Origin of the sequence: Desulfosarcina widdelii (genome assembly GCF_009688965.1) — a bacterium.
GTDB lineage: Bacteria > Desulfobacterota > Desulfobacteria > Desulfobacterales > Desulfosarcinaceae > Desulfosarcina > Desulfosarcina widdelii.
This window is the reverse complement of record NZ_AP021875.1, coordinates 2937754-2960382: the sequence shown is the minus strand read 5'-3', so window position 1 is coordinate 2960382 and position 22629 is coordinate 2937754. Positions and strand designations below refer to the sequence as shown.

The window sequence follows — 22629 nt, the reverse complement described above, 5'->3', positions numbered from 1 at the left end:
TTATCGGTTGACAAAGCGATCTACAACAGTCCCAGTTCCACGAGCAGTTGGTAGACATCGGACTGGCGGAGGCGAATCCGGATGAATTCGGCAATGGTGGGTTGCCAGGGACGCCGCCGAAGAGGCATTCCGGCTTCGCTGGGCAGGCGGGCGCCCTTTTTCTGGTTGCAGGCCCGGCAGCAGGCCACACAATTGTCAAAGTCGGTTTTGCCTCCGCGGGAACGGGGAACGACGTGGTCCATGGTGATGGGATGGGACCGGGTTCCGCAATAAGCGCATGTAAAGCGGTCCCGTACCATTACGTTGCGCCGTGAAAAGGGAACGCGACCCCGGTAAACGCTTCTGACCACCTTGATCAGCACCGCCACGGCCGGCGCGCGGAACGTCCGGCTCACGCCCTGTATCACCCGGTCGGAAAACTTCAGGACCCTGACTTTTTCGGCAAACATCAGGCTCATGGCCCTTTTCCAGTCTACCAGACCGAGAAAAGTGTAGTCTCCATTGAGTAAAACGCACGATTGGCCCATGGCATTGTCCCCTTTGCGGGAAGGGTTTTGCTGGTGTTCGGTCAGGATAATTCGGGTTGTTGTTCGATTATATCAACCCTGGTTGACATTCCCCCGTTAGAAAATGATTAAAACTTGATCCCTTGGATGTAAGAAATCGTGGTTGGTAAAAACCGCGTTCCGGACGGAATCGTCAATATGTCCAGCCCATGATTCCCAGTCCAAAAATATTGGCAACGATGGCAATCCCGTATAGGGACGCGACGGTAACGGCCTTGGCGCGAATGCTTCGCAACCCCATGACCAGCAGGGCGGCCACGTAAAAATGAAAATAGCCGAAGAAAAAAATCAGCCAGACGCCTTTGAAAGACCGATGCCAGAAGGGGTATTCCCAGATCAGGTGCCCTCCCATGTTGAGCAGCACTTCAACGAACACGCAGAAGACCGAATACCCGATGGCCCAGAACCACCAGTTGGGGATGCCCAGGATTTTTTCGTCGCGGTCTTCGGAAACGGTGTTGGCGTAAATGATGCCCGAAATGGCAAACATGAACATGATTTCGATATTCCAGCCCACCATGGTGCGAAGGGCCGTTTCGCCGGGGGCCGTCCAGAAGGCGGACCGCTGGGTGAATACAAGCACCCAACCATTCCAGGTTTCGTTGATGAAATCCATGCCAAATACGGTCAGGCCGGCAAACACGGCATTCCAGTTGCCTGTGGTCCGGGCTTTCTTCATTTCCAGGGTATAGATGTAAAAGGTATAAGCCAGCAGCGGAATCACGTACCATTTGAGCGTGGACAGATCGCGCAACCCTTCCAGTGCCTGTTGGGTAGCCGGTGTCATCGGGAACCTCCGTCAGTGTGTCACTTCTCGGCAGATTGAGTATGAAGAAATCGGATCAGGAAGGATGAGTAAATCGATTTTGGGTGGGTTTGTCAATCGCAAAAAAGGAATCGAATTCAGATTATTTATGTCTCGTCGGAGCCCGCCAGCGCCTTTTTAATCGATTTGCCCAGGCTGTCGATCATATAAGGCTTTTTCAGGTATTCCCCGGCGCCCAAGCGCTGGGCGGTTTTGACTTTTTCGGTTTCGGCGTACCCGCTGGCGATGATGGCGCGCTGTTCCGGATGGATACCGACGATTTGCCGCCAGGTCTCCAGGCCGTCCATGCCCGGGTCCATGATCATGTCCAGAACCACCAGATCCACTGTGTTGTCCTGCAAGTATTCGACAGCAGCTTCACCGCTGTTCACCGCATGGGCCGAGTAATTCAGCCGCTGAAGCAGGTGGGTGGCGATGGTCCGCTGGGATTCCAGGTCGTCCACCACCAGAACGCGTTCACCGTTGCCCTGGATGTTTTCCAAGTTCAGCGACGCGGTTTTCTCCTTCGCCGACTCTCTGGACAGTGGGAAGTATAAGTGGAAGGTGGTGCCTTTGCCAGACTGACTGTGTACATCGATGTAGCCCCTGTGATCCCGAACCGCCCCCCAGACCACCGCCAGACCTAATCCGGTACCGCTGCGCCCCATTTCCTTTTTGGTGTAGAATGGCTCGAAAATATGATTGATGTCTGTTTCGCTGATGCCCTCGCCGGAATCCTTCACTTGCAGGCGAATGTACTCGCCTGGCTCGACCGTATTGTATCCCTTGATGGGCCGGTCCAGATAGAGGCTTTGGGTGGCGACATGGATTTCACCGCCGCCGGGTTGGGCCTCGGCTGCGTTGGCAAGCAGATTCATAAAGGTTTTGGTCAGGTGCACGGCGGAGCCCTTGATGTTGGGAAGATCGCTGGCCAGATCGAAAGAGAATTGCACATCCGGATATAATGAGAGCAGTTCGTTATATTCGGCTGCCTGCTGAAGTTGTCGGATGAGGTCGTTAATGTTGAGAATTTCACTGGTTTTGACGCCCCGGCGGGCCAGGGTCAACAGGTCCTGAACGATGGTGGCGGCTTTTTGCCCTGAAGCCTTGATGGTCTCGATGGGTGCACGCATGGGGCTGACTTCGGGAAGGTCCATCAGCAGCAGGTCCGGATAACTGACGATCCCGGAGAGGACATTGTTCAGGTCATGGGCTACGCCGCCGGCCAGCAGGCCCAGGGACTCCATTTTCTTGGAGCGCTCCAGCTTCCGCTGCAGTTCGGCCTTTTCGGCTTCGGCTTTACGGCGTTCGGTGATGTCCCGGGATACGCCCAGGAGGCCTGTGGGCTGGTTGTTTTCATCCAGAATGAACGAGGCGGTCACTTCACAGATCGTGTTCGACCCGTCCTTGTTGATCACTTCCAGTTCGGCGGTTATGGTTGTGCGGTAATCACCTGTTTTCTCGCCCTGGGCCAGATGTTTGCCGATCAAGTCGCTGGCCTTGCGAAGCGATGCCGGGGTCAGGGCCTTATCCAGTGTCAGCCTGCCCCGATAGGCGGCATCCCAACCGTGAATCCGTGTGGCCGCCGGGCTGATATAGGTGTAGTTCAGATCCATGTCCAGGGACCAGATAACATCGTTGATGTTTTCCGAAAGGAATCGGTACTTCATTTCGCTGGTGCGAAGGGCCTCCTCGGCCCGGGTGCGTTCGTCGATCTCCCTTTTCAGTTCCATGTTGGAAGCCACCAGTTCGGCCGTGCGTTCCATCACCCGCTCTTCGAGCTTGGTTTTGGATCGAAGCAGTCTCAGTTGGAGCTGGATGATCACGAAAAGCGACACCAGCGCCAGGAACACATTGGCATAGGTGTAGATGGTGCGGGGCAGCCAGACGGCCTCTACATGGCCGATGGTCTCACCCCGGTGAGATACGGTGGCCCGCAGCCGGACCTTTGGTATCAGATGGAAGGAAATCAGCATCCGTTCGATGCTTCTGGAAGGCTCCTGGTAAATTTCGTGAAAGGTCTCTCCGTTGCGGTGGACAACGGTCAGCGATTCGTACCTGTCCGAAAACGCTGCCAGCTTCAGGTATTCGTCGATTCCCTGGCGGTTGTAATTCCACATGGCATCTTCGATGATGCGTGCATGGGTTTCGATGCGGTCCTGGGCGCGGTTCATGGCGAATCTTTCGTAGACCATGACAAAGGCGCAAAAAGCGACAGAGAGCAAAATCGCCGTCAGGATGGAAATCGATCTGTGCGTCATCTGGAGGAATACCTTCCGTCCGGCACATCGACTCCGTTGGCCGGTTCATGAGGAACATTCGGATCAATCCGCCTGGTTTGCAGATTTTCAGGCTTCAGCGAACATTCCCGATTGCTTCAAGTAAAGGAAATGGTTTTTTGTAGCTGCTCCTTCCCAGACTATCGGCTGTCAATGGCCGCGACTTTATTTTCTCGCCTTTCCGATCAGATGATCGATGGAGATGCAGACCACTGCCGTTTTGTCCATGAGTTTTTCGATATAGGCCTTTCCGGCGGCCCTATTGCCGGGGGCGTATTTGGCCACCAGGGCGTTGAGCGCCTTTATTTTCAGTTCCGGCTCCTCCACGACCCCGGCTTCGCCGGATACCACCACACTTTCGTAGCGGGTGGAGAATTTTTCGGGCAGCAGTTCGGTCTGTCCCACCACACAAAAGGAGACGCCGCGGTTGGCGGTGATGTTTTCCAGCTTCTGGCCTTCGGTGGCGCAATGAAAGAAGATCGCATCTTCCATCACAACGTAGTTGACTGGTATGCCGTAAGGACGGTTGTCTTTGCCGGAAGTACTTAAAATGCCGTACTCACCGCGTTTCAACAGTGCCATGGCGGCCCTATCGTCAAGGCGCCGGTCTTCCCGTCGCATGGGTCTGTTCATAAATTTCCTTTCCCAATCCCGTCGTGGGATCGCTTTTGTCTCTATCTTTGATTATCTTTTTTGTGGTCGGATTGCAAACAGCATATCCGGTGGCTTAGATAAATGATTAAACAAAGTTGAAAAAAATATTTAACCAACAACTGTTATCGTGTATGGTGGCCAAAAATGCATTCCTTAGCCATTCAAAATCGAAATCAGTAGCCTTGCATGCGAAAATTTTCGGAAACCCTGTCCATAATTATCGAATCCAGTGGATTGAATCTGAACCAGATCAGCAACGTTTCGGGGATATCCAATGCCTACCTGACCAAACTGATCAAGGGCAATATCAATAAACCCGGCAAGGATAAAATCGCCTCTATCCTTCTGGCGCTGAATTATTCGCTTACTGCAATCAATGCCATCCTGGCCGAATACGACTACATGCCGCTCAATCGGCACGATATCCCTGAAATCCTGAACAACAACCGCCGAAGAAAATTTGAAGGGCGTATTTTGCCTCAGTTCGACAACATTTATTTCGAACTGCTCATGGCGGCACTTGAAAATATCGGTGGTGCTAAAATTTTGGTGAAGCACCGGCCCAGTGGCATTTTCCTTCCTTCCGAGCTGTATATCATGAAAGAATTTCCAACCGAGTCGACCAGCGAGACCAAGCGGTTCTTCAGAATCTTTACCGGTGAGGTGATCGCTGAGCGAAAAGCCCTGTTTCTGGAAAACTGCAACCGGGGATATCGCTATGAAACCTACATGTGCCGGAAATGTTTAGATGAGAGTTTGAAAAGACACGTCGGCCCCACTGCCCAGCAGGTCAATCCGCACATTGTCGATTTGTACGCCAAGTTTTACGCCAATGCGGTTGCAGCATCCCTCAAGGCGCCGGACAAGCATCTTCACCGAATCGTCAGGCGATGCTCCCATTTTCAATTTCAAATTCAGGATGCCGACGGTGATGCTCCCAAGGTCAGCTATACGTCCATGCGTCGCCATGATTACGATGATAACTGCGATCAATTTACTCTGGAAAGCTTTCTATCGGATGACGCTGCCATCGTGGGATTGTTTAAAAATGAGGTCGAGCATTGCCGGGAGGCAATCGACCACATTACCGACTGCCATACGGCGGAAGGGTTTCATGCCTATATCCGAAAGGGGTTCTCTACCTTCGGCGTAGAGGATCGCTTCGATGCCGCCCTCGCCGAACTGATGGAATTTTCGGACTTTCGTTTCCATTAAGCTGCAATTTGGTTAAACATTATTTTTAACTCAATTAAATAAATAATATTGACTTTAATGCGGCCATTGCATTAAATAGTTGCATTCCCGAACCTTTTCCAATTCGAAATCGTAGATGAAACCATCGGAACCCAAAACCATTCTCGATGTGAGCGGGTTGAAGACCTACTTTTATTCATCCAGGGGAGCCGCTCGCGCGGTGGACGGGGTATCCTTTCATTTAAGGTCCGGCGAGGTGCTGGGCGTCGTCGGCGAATCGGGCAGCGGTAAAAGCGTCACGGCCCTGTCCATCATGCAGTTGATTCCGGACCCTCCCGGCAAGATCGTGGACGGCCGTGTCCATTTCGACGGGACGAATCTGCTCGACCTGTCTCGCCAGCAGATGCGTCGAATCCGTGGCAACCGCATCGCCATGATATTTCAGGAGCCGATGACCTCGCTGAACCCAGTGTTTACTATCGGCAACCAGATTTCGGAGATGTTTATTTTGCATCGCAACGCCGGACGCAAGGAGGCCCTGGAAGCCTCCATTGAAATGCTCCATCGGGTACAGATTCCGGCACCCCAGCGGCGCATCCATGAATATCCCCACCAGCTTTCCGGCGGGATGCGCCAGCGGGCCATGATCGCCATGGCCCTGGCCTGTGACCCGGAGATCCTCATTGCCGACGAGCCGACCACAGCTCTCGATGTGACTGTTCAGGCCCAGATCCTGGAGCTGATGCTCAAACTTAAAGAGGACTTCGGTACCGCCGTGCAGATGATCACCCACGACTTGGGAGTGATTGCCGAAATGGCCCAGCGCATCGTGGTCATGTATGCCGGCCGCGTGGTTGAGGAGGCCCCGACCCTGGAAATCTTCAAGCGGCCCTTGCACCCTTATACCGTTGGGTTGCTGCAATCGATACCCATATTAGGCAGCCGTACGGCCGGCGAAACCCGACGGCTGCGTGAGATCAAGGGGATGGTCCCAAGCCTGGTATCCCTACCCGAGGGATGTAAATTTGGCGACCGCTGCCCCAGGGTCATGGAGATCTGTCGTCAGCGAGAGCCCGAATTAACCGACATTACCAGCGGCCGTCGAGTTCGCTGCTGGCTTCACGTGGAGCCGCCGGCATCATGAGTGAAAGCCTGATCCGCGTCGAGGACCTGAAGGTCTATTTTCCCATCAAACGGGGCATCCTCTCCCGCACCATCGGATACGTTTACGCCGTGGATGGGGTGAGCTTCACACTGGCCAGGGGCGAAACCCTTGGCATCGTCGGCGAATCGGGATGCGGCAAGACTACAGCAGGCATGGCGGTGACGCGCCTGCTGCCGATAACAGGTGGGACAGTGTTGTGGCAGGGCGACGATGTGGTCAAGATGGGCAAAGGGTCTCTCAGGCGACTGCGGCGCGAAATGCAGCTTGTTTTTCAAGACCCTTATTCGTCGCTCAATCCGCGCATGACGGTCAACGAGATCCTCTCCGACCCCATGGACGTCCATGGACTTTATACCGGCAAGCAGCGCCGCGAACGCCTGGCCTTTTTGCTGGAAACCGTCGGCCTTTCACCCGAGCAGGGCCGACGCTATCCTCACGAATTTTCCGGCGGCCAACGCCAGCGCATCGGAATCGCCCGGGCCCTGGCCCTGGATCCGTCAGTAATCATCGGAGATGAACCGGTATCGGCCCTGGATGTGTCCATCCAGGCCCAGATTATAAATCTGCTCATGGACCTGAAGTCCAATTTTGATCTGTCCCTGATCGTCATCTCCCACGACCTGGCGGTGGTGGAGTACATCTGTGACCGAATCATCGTCATGTATCTGGGCAAGATCGTCGAATCGGCGCCCTACAAGGACCTGTACGGCTCGCCCAAGCACCCCTATACTCAGGCACTGCTGTCAGCCGTTCCTGTCCCCGATCCGATGCGCAAAAAGGAACGCGTCGTCCTGAGCGGGGATGTGCCCAGCCCCATCGATCCACCGTCCGGCTGCCGATTTCATACCCGCTGTCCTGAGCGGATGACCATCTGCGAAAAGGAAATCCCGGAGATGATCAATTTCGGTGGCGGCCACACGGCCGCCTGCCATTTGTATGCCCGCGCAACGATGCAATAATTCCAAGGACTCATTAATTAGCAAGGAGGAGCAACCCATGAAACGAATCGCCCTGACCCTGATCGTCGCCCTGCTGGCCCTGCCCGCCGTGGCGATGGCCAAAGCGGACCTGGTGGTGGTGACCGACGCCCCGCCCAAGTCCATGAACCCGCATGCGTTTTCTTCCGACGCCAACCTTTCCTACATGTCCAACTTTTTCGACGGGTTGTTGCAGCGGCCTGCGCCCGACGGCAAACTCTCGCCGGCCTTGGCCGTTAGATGGGAGCGCCTGGACGGCACTACCTGGAAATTCGACCTGCGCAAGGGGGTCAAATTTCATAACGGCAACGACTTTACCGCCGCCGACGTCAAGTTCACCTTCGAGCGCATGAAAGATCCCCAGTATTCCAAGCTGCTCAATATCGCCAACTCCATCGCCTCCATTGAAACACCCGACGACCACACGGTAATTTTCAAGACTGTCAAGCCCGTGCCGTGGTTCGCCGAGACCATGCACCAGAATTTCATCGTGGACATGGAGTCCTCCAAGGACCGCGACGACGGCGACTACAACACCCGGCCCATTGGCACCGGTGCCTATAAATTCGTCGAGTGGGTCAAGGGCTCCTACGTGCGTATGACGGCCAACGAGGACTACTGGGAAGGCGCCCCCAAGTATAAAAACGTGGACATCCGCCCGATTACCGAAGAGGCTACCCGTTTCGCCGCCCTGGCTGGCAAACAGGCCGACATCGTCAACGGCGTGCCCGTTACCCTGATCGAGCGGATCGAGAAGATGCCCCACGTGCAGTTGATTTCACGTCCGGCTCGGCGGGCCATCTATATGGATATTTCCAACAAGGAAGGGACGCCCTTCGCCGACATTCGGGTGCGCAAGGCAATCGCCCACGCCATCAACGAGGACGAGATCATCGAGAAAGTCATGCGCGGCCAGGCTACGCCTGCGGCCCAGGTGCCGGATGTGCCTACCGTCGGCTACGTACCCGGGTTGAAGCGACTGTCCTACGACCCGGCCCTGGCCAAAAAGTTGCTGGCCGATGCGGGCTATCCTGACGGCTTTGCGATCACCGTGGCCGGTCCCAACGACCGCTATGTGAACGACGAGAAGATCTGCGAAGCGGTGGCCAAGTACCTGGCCAAGATTGGTCTCAAGGTAACCCTGGACGTCAAACCCAAATCCATTTTCTTCGACGAGTTGTCCGACTACAAGCACCGCTTTTACCTGATCGGCTGGTTCGATGGATCCTACGACTTCGGACGCAGTGCCGAGAAGTTGCTGCACACGCCGGATAAGGAAAAGGGTATGGGGGCTTACAACGGCGCGATTTACTCCGACCCGGAACTGGACAAGATGATCATTGATTCCTCGTCCATCATCGACCGGGCTGAACGGCAAAAAGCCCTGCAGGCCATAAACAAGAAGTCCGTTGAGGATGTGGCCTGGATTCCGCTGCACTACCAGCAGGACATCTATGCCGTGGTTAAGGACTCGGGAGTAGCGTTCACGCCGCGTCCGGATCAGTGGATCGTGGCTAAGGAAATCAAATAATATCCACCCCGGGACGGCGTTTTCGCTGTTTCGAGATCCTCGAAGCAGAATCGCTGGGCTTTTGAAACATCCCGTGTTTTTCAGTGCAGTCTCTCGACTGATCTGTGGCTTTGGCGTGTTGCAAGATTCTGTTTTGAGGGAACGAAAATCTACCCGTCCTGAACGGAAATTGGTATTTCGGATGGATAGAATCCAGGAGTCCGTTTAAGTCTTCAGCCTTCGGACTCCTGGCTCCTGGATTCTTCGACCCTGAATCTGCTGAGGAGAAAAACCCCTTGGCGGGACGAACCTAAAACGATTAATAGACCTCTGACAAACTATGGCCACCTATCTAATTAAACGGCTGCTCCAGGGAATCGTCGTCCTCCTGGCGGTCTCGTTTGTCTGCTTCATCATCTTTCGCTATACAGGCGATCCGGTGCTGATGCTGGCTGGCAAATACGCCACCCAGGAGGAGCGGGAGATGGTACGGGTGGCCTACGGCCTGGACCGGCCCTTGCATATCCAGTACATCAGTTTTATCGGTGGTGCCCTGCGGGGAAATTTCGGTAAATCCTACATCAGTCAAGTGGACGCCTTCGACATGATCGTGGAACGCATGCCGGCGACCCTGGAACTGGCCTTTAGCGCCATTTGTATCAGTTTCGTCCTGGGCGTAGGGTTGGGCGTTCTCATTTCGGTGTGGCCCACCGGCATGATTAGCCGGGCAATCATGGCCGGATCAATCCTGGGCATCTCGATCCCCACTTTTCTCATCGGTATACTGCTAGTGATGGTGTTTTCGGTCTATCTGGAGATTCTACCGTCCTTCGGCCGCGGCGACACCATCCAAATCGGCTTCTGGCGCACCGGCCTGCTGACGATCGACGGCTGGAAGCATATCGTGCTGCCGGCCCTCACTCTCTCGGGCTACCAGCTGGCTGTGCTTCTGCGGCTCACCCGTGCCGGCATGCGCGAAGTCCTCTCCGAAGAGTACATCAAAACGGCCTGGGCCAAGGGATTGTCCCCCTTCAAGGTTATAATCAAGCATGCACTGCGGAACGTGCTCATACCGGTGGTAACCATTGCGGGGCTCTCCTTCGGCGAACTGATCGCCTTTTCCATTGTTACCGAGACCATTTTTCAGTGGCCCGGAATGGGCAATCTGCTGCTGACGTCCATCTTCGAAACCGACCAGCCGGTGATCGTCACCTACATCATGCTGGCGGCGTTTATCATTCTGACCATCAACATTCTGGTGGACCTCATGTATGCGCTGCTCAACCCGAGAATCAGGTACTAGGACTGCCATGACCGGCAAGATCAAATCCCAACGCCTGCGCAACTATTTGAGGGATCCCTCGGCCCTGATCGGCAGTTTCCTGCTGGTCATCTTCTTTTTTTGCGCCGTCTTCGCGCCGCTACTGGCCCCCATGGATCCCTATGATTTGACGACCGTGGATCTGGGTAATTTCCTGCTGCCGCCGGCCTGGATGGACGGCAGCGTGGCCAGCTTCCCGCTGGGCACCGATGACCAAGGGCGCGGCATCCTCTCCACCATTCTCTATGGCCTGCGCACCTCGTTGATCGTCGGTTTTTCGGTGGTGACCATCTCCAGTGTGGTGGGTATTGTTTTGGGCATGCTAGCCGCCTATTACGGCGGAATTCTGGATGCCCTCATTATGCGCCTGGCCGATACGGTGTTTGCTTTTTCCACCACTCTGCTGGCCGTGCTGCTCTTAGGAGCGTTCGAAACCCGCGGCATCGCTACGGTGATATTTGCCATCTGTATCGCCAATTGGGTCAAGTACGCCCGCACCATCCGCGGCAGTGTCCTCGAAATAAAGGACAACGCCTATGTGGTCGCCGCCCGAGCGTCGGGCGCCGGAGACGGCCGCATTCTTTTCCGCCACATCCTGCCCAACGCCCTGCCGCCGATTTTCGTGGTCATGGCTGTGGACCTGGCCGTCGCCATCATGCTGGAGGCGACCTTGAGCTTTCTCGGCGTCGGCGTGCCACTCACCGAACCTTCCATGGGGATGATGATCTCCATCGGCAAAAACTACATTTATGCCGGCATGTGGTGGCTGACGCTGTTTCCCGGCGCAACCCTGATTTTTCTGGTGGTGGCCATCAATCTCTTCTCGGACTGGCTGCGCGACGAGCTCAATCCCAAACTGGCCAGACAAACATAGTTTTCAGAAGGATCGGTACAGGATAGAAGTCATGCCAACGGATATACAAGCTTTCATCGACGGCAGGGTTGAGATGTTCATCAGCGATTTGGAGAATTTAGTCAATATCGATAGCGGCAGCGATAATCTCGTCGGTATTGAAGCTGTAGCTCAGGTGTTGGACCCGCGTTTGAAAGCTATCGGCTTTACGACGTGCTTGAAAAAACTCGGGAAGCAAGGAATCCCCTGTCTGGAGGCCTTCAATGCTTCGGAAGGAGAGAAATCCGATATCCTGTTTTTAGGACATATGGACACGGTTTTCCAAGATGACGAGGCTGCAAAGCGTCCTTTTAGCATGGATGGTTGCCGGGCCACCGGTCCTGGTGTCAGCGATATGAAGGGGGGGCTGGTTCTGGCCCTGCACACGCTCGAAACTTTGCATTATGCCGGCGTACTCGATCACTTGGCTGTGCGGGTTTGCTTCAATGGAGACGAAGAGGTGGGATCAAAGGCATCAAGGCGCTGGATAGAGGGCCATGCCTTGAATAGCCGTCGTGTATTTGTTTTCGAACCTTGCCGGCCGGAACATCGCTTTGTTTTGAATCGTAAAGGCGGTGGAGGGTTTACGATCACAGCAAGGGGCATGTCGGCCCACGCCGGGGTGGAGCCGGAAAAGGGGGCCAATGCCGTTGTCGAAATCGCCCATCAGGTATGCGCCGTCCAACAGTTCAACGAATCGGTCGGCGAGGGAATTTCCGCCCACGTGACAACCATTCGGGGCGGCGAGAAGACCAACATCATCCCGGATGAGGCATCTGCATATGTGGATGTGCGGGTATCCAGCAAAAATGAAATCGAGAAGGTCGAGGCGTTTTTCCAATCCCTGCCGGATCACACCCATGTGCCGGAGGTGAGCCTGACCGTCCAGGGCGGGGTCGATCGGCCGCCCATGGAACCCGATCAACAAACGTTTGAGCTATGGGGCATGATCGAAGACCAGGCCGCCAACCTGGGGATGCAGATCGAGCATATCTCCACCGGAGGCTGCTCGGACGGCAATTGGTCCTCGGCACTGGGCATCCCGACCATCGACGGCATGGGGATCATCGGGGCCAACGCCCACCGCCAGGATGAATACGTGGAACTGGACAGCATCCTACCCCAGATTCAGCTCATCGTATCGGTTTGCCAATCGATTGCTCGCCAATCATAGCCGTCTGGTTCAGACGAATTTTATCTGTTGACATTGACTCACGGCCATTGCCGTTGGTTGGCTATGAGCTCTCCAACTGTATGGTCTCGACACGCACCCGCGCCGTTCCCTTCTTGTAAAACCCCAATTTTTTAGCCGCCCCGGCACTTAAATCGATGATGCGTCCATCGACAAAAGGTCCCCGGTCGTTGACCCGCACGACAATGCTGCGACGGTTGGACAGGTTGGTCACGCGCACGAAGGAGGGCAGGGGCAGGTGCTTGTGGGCGGCGCTCAGGCCATTGGGATTGAAGGCCTCGCCGTTGGCGGTCATGTGCCCTCCGCGCTGGCGGTAGGTTTCCATGCCGTACCAGGATGCCACCCCGGTTTCCCGGTAGGTTTGGGCCTGGGCCACGGTCATGGGCACGTAGCGCCGGCCGCGCACCACGTAGGGCGAAGCTTTCACGCGCCCCTGGGCAATGGCCTCTTTGGGCGACAGGCCGTCGATGCTTTCGATGTCCTCATGGACCAGCGGCCAGGACAGCGGGGCGGTCACCACGTCGAAGGTGAAGCCGCCCACGGTATAGACGGTGCTGCCGGCGAACCGGGTCACCTTATAGGCCATCACCACGGTTCCCTTGGTCAGCCGATAGGTGGTGCGCACCACGCCGCAGGCGGTCAAAAACAGACCCGCTGCGGCCAAACCGGTGCATAGAAGGCTTATCGTTCGTCGATTGCACATTCTCGAATCGTTGCCGTTGTTGCCCATCATATCGAGACGCATATAAATGCTACCTCAAAGGGCAGATGAGCGAAGGTTTATGTCTCTCGGTTCAGGAAGCATCTAATGGGGCTTGCCTCGATAACGGATATCCTCTAAAGTAGATAAAATAAAGGTTTTTATAAAGAAAGGAGGCTTTTCTCCGATATTCTTCTTTTATAGCCGCGTTACGCCTTCCCCGGTTGGATCAAAGATCATGCATCCCTCATCGGCGGCCGGTGTGTCAACGGTTGAGGTATATTTCAGTGCGGTGTTCCTTCACAGGAGGATTTCCCATGCGTACTGTTCTTTCCAATACCCATCGATACTGTCGCTACCGTTTCTGGATTTGCCTGGGCATCTTAATAGGTATTGCACTGACGGCATGCAGTTCCAAGGAACCCATTCGCATCGGATTCGTGGGCGGCACCTCCGGGCGGGTGGCTGACCTGGGCATTTCCGGGCGGGATGCCGTCCAGCTGGCCATCGAGGCGTGCAATCGCGTAGGCGGAATCGACGGTCGCCCGGTTCAACTGATCATTAAGAACGACGAGCAAAATCCGGATCTGGCCCGCCAGGCCGTCAAGGACTTGGTCGGCCAGGAGGTGGCCGCAATCGTCGGCCCCATGACCAGCGACATGGCCATGGCGGTGGCTCCTCTTCTTAACGAAGCCCGAATCATCACTGTGAGCCCCACCGCCACCACCCAAAAACTTTCCGGGTTGGACGACTATTTCCTGCGGGTCTCTTCCACCACCCGCGAATACGCCGGCAAGAGCGCCCGCTACCACGTCAATTCCGGGACGATGCGCCGCATCGCCGCCACGTACACATTGAGCAATCGATCCTTCTGTGAAAACTGGCTGGAAAATTTTGCCGCTGTCTTCAATGAAAATGGCGGCGAAATCATTACCACCATCGGCTTTGCCACCGACAAGGGAGGATCTTTTCTGAATGTTGCCCGCGAACTTCTGGCAGCCGGCCCCGACGGGATTCTGATCGTGGCCAATTCCATGGACTCGGCTCTGTTTTGTCAGCAGATCCGCAAACTCGATGCGGCCATCCCGATCACCTTGGCCGACTGGGGCGCCACCGAACGCCTGCTGGAACTGGGCGGCAATGCAGTGGAGGGGGTCACCGTGGTGCAGACATTCGACCGGGACAGCCCAGCCCCCCGGTACCAGGAATTCCGCAAAGCCTATTTCGAACGGTATCAACGCGAGCCGGGTTTCCCCGGCGTCTATTCACATGATGCGGTGCAGGTTGTGTTAACCGCCCTGCGGAGTCAAAAAAAGAGCCAAAATCTTAAAGAGACCATCCTTAAAATCAAAACCTTCGAAGGCCTACAGGGGGCGTTCAGCTTCGACGAATTCGGCGACGTCAAACGGGGCAATGCCTCGATCAGCATCGTCCGGAACCGCAAGTTTGTGGTCATCGATTAGCGCCATGAAATCACCTATACCGCTCCGCCGCTATCTGTCGCTGCAGTTTGCCGCTGTCGCCGCTCTGCCTGTCGTCATCATTTCCGTGCTGGTGTGGTTTCTATTGATGCCGCAGATGCGCGCCAGAAATGCAATCGAGAATGAAGGGCTGGCGCGCGCCGTGGCTGGCCAGATATCAGCCCATCTGAACGGCGGGGAGCGCCAGTTGATGGGGCTGGCCGACTTTTTGCTCCGCAACACTCCGCCAGCAGCGCTGACCACCGGTCTGCTGGATGCCCAATGCGGCCGCGGCGATTTTTTCGAAACGATCTACATCGTTTCCAATCCGGATACCGTGATCCGCAGCGTCGGTCTGGCACGGTCCAGGCGTTTTTCGCACGATGACCTGTTGGGAATGGATCTCACCGGCCTCGATTTCCTCGCCGATCCCCGCATCCGGACGGCATCGACATGGTCCCAGACCTTTCTCTCCACTGTGAGCAGCCGGTTGGCCGTGGCCTTGATCGTTCCGTTGGCCCGGGAAGTCATGGTGGGTGAAATCACCTTGAACCGGCTGTCCGAATTTATCAGCCACCTGCCCGTGGAATCAGGACTGCTCACGTTGGTTCTTGACCGTCAGGGCCGCATCGTTGCCGATTCACAGCGGTTACGCTGGGGGCAGCAATTGGATCTTTCAGGATTGCCCACCACCCGCCGTGACGGGCAGGCCGTGAATGCCTCCAGTTCTTTCAACCTCGACGGGCAATCATATTTGGGCACCGTGGTCGACGTTCAGGAACTGGGTTGGAAGGTCCTGGTGGCCCAACCGACCACGCTGGCCTTCAAACCCATTCGTGACGCCTTCATCCTGATCGCCTTGGGGTTGGGCGTTGCCTTGGTCCTGGCATTGGCGGTGGCCTGGCTGCAGGCCGGGGGGCTTTCAAAGATGTTCCGATTGTACGCCGAGCAGTCGCGACGCATTGCCGATGGAGAATACGGATTGACCTGGCCGGAATCCAAGACTGTCGAATTTCGCAACCTGGCCGATAATCTTGACCACATGGCAATCATGGTTCAACAGCGTGAAAAGCAGCTTCGGGAAAACGAGGCCCGCCTGCTGATCACCCAGTTCAGCATCGACCGGGCCGCCATCGGAATCTATCGCCTGGGTCCGGATGCGCGAATTCAGGAGGTGAACGAATCCGCCGCCCGGATGATCGGCTACACCCGGGAAGAACTGAGCAGCATGACCGTTTTCGATATTGATCCGGCCCTAAACAAAGAGAACTGGGGTACGGCCTGGCAACGACTGCAAGTGCAGGGATCCGACATCTTCGAAACGGTTCACCATGGCAAAGACGGCCGCCGGATACCGGTGGAGATTTATTCCAATCTGCTCGAGTACGGTGGCCGGAAGTATGCCATTGTTTTTGCCAAAGACTCTACCGAACGAAAAAAGTCCGAGGAGGAACTGCGCCGGCTGCGCAACTACCTGTCCAATATCATCGACTCCATGCCGTCCATTCTTGTGGCGGTGGACCGCGACGGAAAGGTAACCCAGTGGAACCGCAAGGCGGAGCAGGAGACCGAGATAGACAGGGATACGGCCCAGGCCCAGCCTTTGGCCGAAGTGTTTCCCCGTTTGGTGCGCGAGATGGACTGCATCAAGACCTCCATCCGGGAGCGTCGGGTGATCCGTGATCCGAAGGTTTCAAGTCGGCATCGCGATGAAACCCGTTACGAAGATGTGACCATCTTCCCTCTGGTGACCAATGGCGTGGAAGGTGCGGTGATCCGGGTGGACGATGTCACCGAACGGGTTCGCCTGGAGGAGATGATAATCCAGAACGAGAAGATGCTTTCCGTGGGCGGTTTGGCCGCGGGCATGGCCCACGAGATCAACAACCCCCTGGCCGGTATTCTTCAGAACGCCTCCGTTTTGTCCAACCGGTTGACCGGCGACCTGCCTGCCAACCACGAGGCGGCCGAGGCGTCCGGAACCACCATGACAGCCATCCGGCAGTACCTGGAACTGCGCAAACTGCCCGACATGCTGGAGAACATCCGAAGGTCAGGCAGTCTGGCGGCCACCATTGTAAAGAACATGCTCAGTTTTGCCCGCAAGGGGGACAGCATCGTTTCCAGCCACGATCTTTGCAGCCTGCTGGATCAATCCCTGGATTTGCTGAAAACCGACTACGACATGAAGAAGCATTACGACTTCAAGAAGATCGAGATTGTCCGGGAGTACGAGGACGCTGCAAGTCCGGTGCCCTGCGAGGCCAGCAAAATTCAGCAGGTGTTCATCAATATCCTCAAAAACGGCGCTGAGGCCATGGCCGAAAGAGGGGGTGGGGCGGTTCCACCCGCGTTTTGTCTGCGGGTGAGGGACGACGGGCAGTGGGTGCGGGTGGAGATCGAGGACAACGGTCCGGGGATGGACGAAGTGACCTGCCGGCGGATTTTCGAGCCTTTTTTCACCACGAAGCCGGTGGGCAAGGGCACGGGATTGGGTCTGTCGGTTTCCTATTTCATTGTCACCGAGGGTCACGGCGGCAAGATGGGGGCGTATGCCGCGGAAGGGGGCGGTACGCGTTTCGTGATCCGAATGCCGAAAGCCGGCAAGACTCAGTGATAAGAAAGGTACTGGAAGGAGGTTCCCGATGAAACGTGTCTCTATTCACATGTGGCTGACTCTCATTTTTGTTTCCAGCATCCTTGGCATTATCCTGGTTGCCTGCGGTTCCAATCAACCGATACAGATCGGTTTTATCGGAAGCATAACAGGACGCTTGGCCGATATGGGGATGTCGGCCCGCAATGCGGTTCAACTGGCCGTAGAGCAGTGCAATGAACAGGGCGGGATCCGCGGCCGTCGGGTAACGCTGATCATCAAGGATGATCGACAGGATGCCGAAACGGCGCTGCAGGCCATACAGGAACTGATCGCGGCAAACGTTGTCGCCGTTGTCGGCCCCCTGGTTTCCAACATGGCCACGGTCGTTGTGCCGCATTTGAATGAAGCGCAGTTGCTCACCGTCGCGCCGACGGTCACCACCCCGCATCTGTCCGGTCAGGACGACTATTTTTTCCGCGTCTGCATCGCCTCTCAGGAGCACGCATTTCGCAGTGCCCGATACCAGATCGAATCGGGCGATATGCGGCGCGTTGCCGTTGTCTATGACGGCGGCAACCGCACATTTAGCGAAAACTGGCTGGCAAACTTTAAAAAACCGTTTGTCGCAGGTGGTGGCAAGATTCTCACCTTCATTGAATATAAAGAAAAAGATGGCCGTTCTTTTTCGGACATTGCCCGCGAGTTGCTGGCAGCCGAACCCGACGGCATCCTGATCATTGCCAATCCCATGGATTCCGGGTTGCTTTGCCAACAGATCCGCCAGGCCGATGCTTCTATAAAGATAACCCTTTCCAACTGGGGCGCGAGCCAGCGGCTGCTAGAAATGGGCGGCAATGCCGTTGAGGGAGTTACATTGCCCATCGCCTTTGACTGGGACAGCCCGAGCCCACCGTACCTTACCTTTCGCAAGAAATATCTTGAAAGATACCAACGGGAGCCGGGGTTTGCAGGGGTTTATGCCTATGATGCGGCCCAGGTCGTGCTGACCGCTCTGAAGGCAAGCGAGTTGCAGAAGCCACTGAAAGCGGTCCTGCTTTCCATTGGCGAGTTCGACGGTCTGCAGGGCAAGATTCGTTTCGATGCCTACGGTGATGTCGCACCCGCCCATGCCTCCATCCGAATCGTCCGCAACCGGAAGTTCGTTGTCGTGGAGTGATGCCATGAAATCCCCCATTCCCCTGAAAGGCTATTTGTCCCTGCTCTTCGGTATCGTGGCGATTTTGCCGATCATCACTATTGCCGTTTTGGTCTGGTTTTTCGTTATGCCGAGCATTCAGTCCCGGACGGGAAACCAGCATCGGGCGCTGGCCCGTTCCATTGCCGGCCAGATTTCGACCTATCTGGAGGGCGGCGAGCGCCAGTTGACCGCCTTGGCCGAATATCTTCAGGATCGACAGGTTCAACCGGATACGGGGCCGGTGCGATTGTTGGATGCCCAGTGCGGCAAGGGAGAATTTTTCGAGACCCTATTTGTCGTCGACAATACGGAAGCCGTCATTCAATCGGTCGGCCTGCCAAAATCGCGCCGCGCGAGCCGTGAGGATTACATCGGGCTGGATCTTTCCGGCCGAAAGTTTGCCGACACTGCCAAAGATCCTGCGGGGGGCATCTGGTCGCAAACTTTTTTGTCCACGGTCAGCAGTCGAATGGCGGTGGCGCTGACGATTCCGCTGGCAGACGGCTTTATTATCGGGGAGATCACCTTGGACCGTTTGTCTGCCTTCATCAGTCAGCTACCGGTGGAATCCGAGTATCATACAATGGTGATCGATGCCCGGGGACAGATCGTGGCCGATTCCCGCAATCTGCGCTGGGGAGAGGTGGTGCGAGCCGATTTCCCTCTCGTGAGGGGACTCGCCGGCGCAACTTCGACGGCCACCAGGACTTTTGAATTGGATGGCGAACGCATGTTGGGGACGATGGTGGAAATGGATGTGGCGGGCTGGAAGGTTCTGGTTGTCCAGCCGATTCGCCTGGCCTTTCAACCGATCCGGGATACGTTCACGCTGATCGCTCTGGGGATAGCCGTTGCCCTGGGTCTGGTACTGTCCATATCCTGGCTTTTGGCCGGCAAGTTCAGCACGCTTTTTACTTCTTATGCCCGGAAGGCGGAATTCATTGCCAAGGGACGCTACGACCTACAGTGGCCGAAGGCCAAAACATGGGAATTTGCCCGGCTGGGCCAAAGCCTCGAGCGCATGGCCGAAATGATCAAGCAACGCGAAAAGGCCCTGGTCGACGGCGAACAGCGGCTGAAAGAACTTTTGGCCAATGTCCCCGGTGTGGTTTATCAGTTCGAGGCAGCTCCGGACAATCCCGGCTCCTATATCTCCAAGATTGTACTGCTGTCTAAGGCATTCGAGATGTTCGGCCTGGACTCGGGACCGGAAACCTATTTCGATGATTTTGTCGCCTGCCTGCCCCCTGAGGATCAACCCCGGTTTATTGCATCCGTAAAAGAAGCCGTCGAAGAATTCAAACCTTGGTACTACCAGGGACGCTTTATCAAACCTTCGGGAGAGGCGCTTTGGATCGAGGGCAATTCCACACCCCGTCGCGTCGTCGATAAAATTGTTTTTTACGGACTGTTAACGGACATCACCCACCGCAAAGAGATGGAGTCTTCCCTTCATCTGACCCAGTTCTGTTACGATTCAGCTTCCATCGGGATTTACCAAATTGAATCGGGGGGGCGGATTCTAAACGTGAATGCCCATGCCGCTCAAATGCTGGGGTATACCATCGAAGAACTTTCGGGGCTGTCCGTGGCGGACATTGACCCAGACACAGATCATGAACTTATGGAATCCGGATGGAGACGACTGGTCTCTCAAGGCACGGATTTTTTCGAAACCACACATCGGTGCAAGGACGGCTCCCGTATTCCGGTGCAAATTACAACCACCCTTCTGGAATACGACGACCGGCAATTTTCCATCTGCTTTGTCCAAGACATCACCGAACGCAAACGAATTGAGAAATCCCTGCAAATCACCCAATTCAGTTTCGACAACGCCAATGTCGGCATTCATCGTGTCCTACGGGATGGGCGGATTCGGGAAGTGAACCGACAATTCGCGCAAATGCTTGGCTATACCAAAGAAGAACTGGAAACGATGTCGATAGTGGACATCGATACCGCATTTGCTGATAAAACCTGGGATTCGATTTGGGAAGAACTGGTTGCCCGAGGGTTGATCGCCCATGAAAGTACTCACCGTAGGAAAGACGGTCGTCGGATTCCCGTTGAGATCTATGCCAATCTCTTGGAATTCGAAGGCCAACAGTATGCCATCGCTTTTGCACAGGATATTACCGAACGGAGGAGCATGGAACAGGCGCTGAAGGAAAGTGAAGAACGCCTGGACCTGGCGTTGTCGGGTGCCAACGAAGGCATTTGGGATTGGCATATCGACCAGGATGCCGTTTATTTCGATTCCCGCTACTACACCATGGCCGGATACGGGCCCTATGCGTTTCCCGGAGCTTTCGATGAATTCGAAAAACGCGTTCGCGTCGAGGACCGTGAACGGGTAAAATCGGCTATCACCCGGTATCTATCCGGGGGCCTGGATGATTACAAGGTGGAGTTTCGGTTTCGACGTAAAGACGGCAACTACATGTGGGTTCAGAGCAAAGGGAAAATTGTTGCCTGGGATGACCAGGGAAAGCCGGCCCGTTTTATCGGCACCCATGCCGACATTACCGAACGCATGCAGGCGGAGGAGGCACTTCAGATTAGTGAGGCCCGGCTCAAAGAGGCCCAGGAACTGGCCGGACTGGGGTACTGGGAATGGAACGTCAACACGGGGAAGGTGGATTGGTCGAAAAAAGTGTATGAAATACTCCACTTGGATCCCTCCGAATATTCTCCCCGGATCGACTCCATTATGGCCCTGTCGCCTTGGCCGGAATACAAAAAGCGGCATGAAGAGATTGTTCAACGGTTTCTCCAAACAAAGGAAAAGGGCAGCTTTGATCAGAAATTTTTGCGCCCCGACGGCAGCATTGGATACTATTACTCCACTTTCGGGGGAAAGTTCGACGGGGAAGGGAACCTGACGACCATGCAAGGTACGATTGTCGACATCACGCAGCGCAAAAAGATAGAAGAAGAACTGCGGCAACTGCGCAATTATCTCACCAACATCATCGATTCCATGCCTTCGGTGCTGGTGGGCGTGGACATGGAAGGACGGGTGACCCAGTGGAATAAACAGGCCGAAAAAGTGACGGGACGCCCTTCCAGCCAGGTGCTGGCCAAGCCCTTGAATGTCGTATTTTCCCAACTGGCGGATCAATTGGAAACCATAAAAACCGCCATTAAAGAGCGGAGGGTGATCAACTCACCTAAAATTGCCATAAAAGCCGGTCAGGAAACCCGATTCGAAGACATCACCATCTTCCCGCTGGTCACCAATGGCGTGGAGGGGGCGGTGATCCGGGTGGACGATGTCACCGAACGGGTTCGCCTGGAGGAGATGATGATCCAGAGCGAGAAGATGCTCTCCGTGGGGGGCCTGGCCGCGGGAATGGCCCACGAGATCAATAACCCTTTGGCCGGTATTCTTCAGAACGCTTCCGTTTTGTCCAACAGGTTGACCGGCGACCTGCCTGCCAACCACGAGGCGGCAGAAGCGGCCGGCACCAGCATGACGGCCATCAGAAAATACCTGGAGCTTCGCAAGCTGCCCAACATGATAGAGAATATCCGCAAATCCGGCAGCCTGGCGGCGATCATTGTAAAAAACATGCTAAGCTTTGCCCGCAAGAGCGACAGCACTGTTTCCAGCCACGACCTTAGCGGCCTGCTGGATCAATCCCTGGACCTGCTCAAAACCGATTACGACATGAAAAAGCATTATGATTTCAAGAAGATCGCGATCGTGCGGGAGTACGACGATGCAACCGTTCCGGTGCCCTGCGAATCCAGCAAAATTCAGCAGGTGTTCATAAATATTCTCAAAAACGGTGCCGAGGCCATGGCCGAGGTGTCGAGTCCATCAACTCAACCGATGTTTCTCCTGCGCGTCCGGAATGACGGCGACTGGGTGCGGGTGGAGATCGAGGACAACGGGCCGGGTATGGACGAAACCACCCGCCGGCGCATCTTCGAGCCTTTTTTCACCACCAAACCGGTGGGCAAAGGCACGGGTTTGGGCCTGTCGGTGTCCTATTTTATCATCACAGAGGACCACGGCGGCGAGATGCGTGTGCATGCCGTGGAAGATTGCGGCACCCGGTTTGTCCTTCGACTCCCAAAAGAGGGCAAAGGCGATTCCTGACAGATAGCC

The 22629-nt window shown here is 55.6% G+C and carries 16 protein-coding genes; 11 read left to right on the top strand and 5 right to left on the bottom strand.

Features of this window, described 5'->3' with window-relative positions; all coding sequences use genetic code 11:
- Positions 1–20: 20 nt before the first annotated feature.
- From GN111_RS33925 to GN111_RS13910, 4 genes are all read right to left on the bottom strand, one after another.
- Positions 21–527, bottom strand: coding sequence for an HNH endonuclease (locus GN111_RS33925; protein ID WP_170302283.1), 507 nt, complete (start codon positions 525–527; stop codon positions 21–23).
- A 172-nt stretch (positions 528–699) separates the two neighbouring features.
- Positions 700–1353, bottom strand: coding sequence for a hypothetical protein (locus GN111_RS13920; RefSeq protein WP_155304330.1), 654 nt, complete (start codon positions 1351–1353; stop codon positions 700–702).
- 125 nt (positions 1354–1478) lie between these two features.
- Positions 1479–3632 carry a hybrid sensor histidine kinase/response regulator gene (locus tag GN111_RS13915; protein ID WP_155304329.1) on the bottom strand — a complete coding sequence of 718 codons (2154 nt, stop codon included), beginning with the start codon at positions 3630–3632 and terminating at the stop codon, positions 1479–1481.
- Positions 3633–3815: 183 nt separating this feature from the next.
- Positions 3816–4283, bottom strand: a complete 468-nt coding sequence (locus tag GN111_RS13910) for a pyridoxamine 5'-phosphate oxidase family protein (protein WP_155304328.1) — start codon at positions 4281–4283, stop codon at positions 3816–3818.
- 207 nt (positions 4284–4490) lie between these two features.
- On the opposite strand from GN111_RS13910, the gene GN111_RS13905 reads away from it, so the two are divergent.
- The 7 genes from GN111_RS13905 to GN111_RS13875 all read left to right on the top strand — a co-directional run bounded on the left by GN111_RS13905 (position 4491) and on the right by GN111_RS13875 (position 12537).
- Entirely contained in the window at positions 4491–5519 is a 1029-nt protein-coding gene (locus tag GN111_RS13905) for a helix-turn-helix transcriptional regulator (protein ID WP_155304327.1), read from the top strand.
- Between the two features lie 115 nt (positions 5520–5634).
- On the top strand, positions 5635–6642 hold the full coding sequence (locus tag GN111_RS13900) for an ABC transporter ATP-binding protein (RefSeq protein ID WP_155304326.1): 1008 nt from the start codon (positions 5635–5637) through the stop codon (positions 6640–6642).
- Positions 6639–7622 (top strand): ABC transporter ATP-binding protein, encoded by a 984-nt coding sequence (locus tag GN111_RS13895; RefSeq protein ID WP_155304325.1) that lies wholly within the window; start codon positions 6639–6641, stop codon positions 7620–7622. The genes GN111_RS13900 and GN111_RS13895 overlap by 4 nt, the downstream gene beginning before the upstream one ends.
- A 37-nt stretch (positions 7623–7659) precedes the next feature.
- Positions 7660–9171 carry an ABC transporter substrate-binding protein gene (locus GN111_RS13890; protein ID WP_170302282.1) on the top strand — a complete coding sequence of 504 codons (1512 nt, stop codon included), beginning with the start codon at positions 7660–7662 and terminating at the stop codon, positions 9169–9171.
- Between the two features lie 319 nt (positions 9172–9490).
- The gene (locus GN111_RS13885) at positions 9491–10453 is read left to right on the top strand and encodes an ABC transporter permease (protein WP_155304323.1); all 963 of its coding nucleotides are present in this window, start codon (positions 9491–9493) and stop codon (positions 10451–10453) included.
- 7 nt (positions 10454–10460) lie between these two features.
- Positions 10461–11345: an ABC transporter permease gene (locus tag GN111_RS13880; RefSeq protein ID WP_170302281.1), complete on the top strand. Its 885-nt coding sequence runs from the start codon at positions 10461–10463 to the stop codon at positions 11343–11345.
- A gap of 31 nt (positions 11346–11376) precedes the next feature.
- On the top strand, positions 11377–12537 hold the full coding sequence (locus GN111_RS13875) for a M20 family metallopeptidase (RefSeq protein ID WP_155304321.1): 1161 nt from the start codon (positions 11377–11379) through the stop codon (positions 12535–12537).
- A gap of 61 nt (positions 12538–12598) precedes the next feature.
- Here the strand turns inward: GN111_RS13875 and GN111_RS34195 are convergent, their stop codons facing one another.
- Positions 12599–13300, bottom strand: a complete 702-nt coding sequence (locus GN111_RS34195; protein WP_269433838.1) for a septal ring lytic transglycosylase RlpA family protein — start codon at positions 13298–13300, stop codon at positions 12599–12601.
- A 272-nt stretch (positions 13301–13572) separates the two neighbouring features.
- Here GN111_RS34195 and GN111_RS13865 point away from each other — a divergent pair, with 272 nt between their 5' ends.
- From GN111_RS13865 to GN111_RS13850, 4 genes are read left to right on the top strand one after another with little or no spacing between them, the layout of a single operon-like run.
- Positions 13573–14718, top strand: coding sequence for an ABC transporter substrate-binding protein (locus tag GN111_RS13865; protein WP_155304320.1), 1146 nt, complete (start codon positions 13573–13575; stop codon positions 14716–14718).
- Positions 14719–14722: 4 nt separating this feature from the next.
- On the top strand, positions 14723–17332 hold the full coding sequence (locus tag GN111_RS33915) for a PAS domain S-box protein (protein ID WP_170302280.1): 2610 nt from the start codon (positions 14723–14725) through the stop codon (positions 17330–17332).
- A 28-nt stretch (positions 17333–17360) separates the two neighbouring features.
- A complete protein-coding gene (locus GN111_RS13855) occupies positions 17361–18491 on the top strand; it encodes an ABC transporter substrate-binding protein (RefSeq protein WP_155304318.1) in 1131 nt (376 codons plus the stop codon).
- 4 nt (positions 18492–18495) lie between these two features.
- Positions 18496–22620, top strand: a complete 4125-nt coding sequence (locus tag GN111_RS13850) for a PAS domain S-box protein (protein WP_170302279.1) — start codon at positions 18496–18498, stop codon at positions 22618–22620.
- Positions 22621–22629 lie beyond the last annotated feature (9 nt).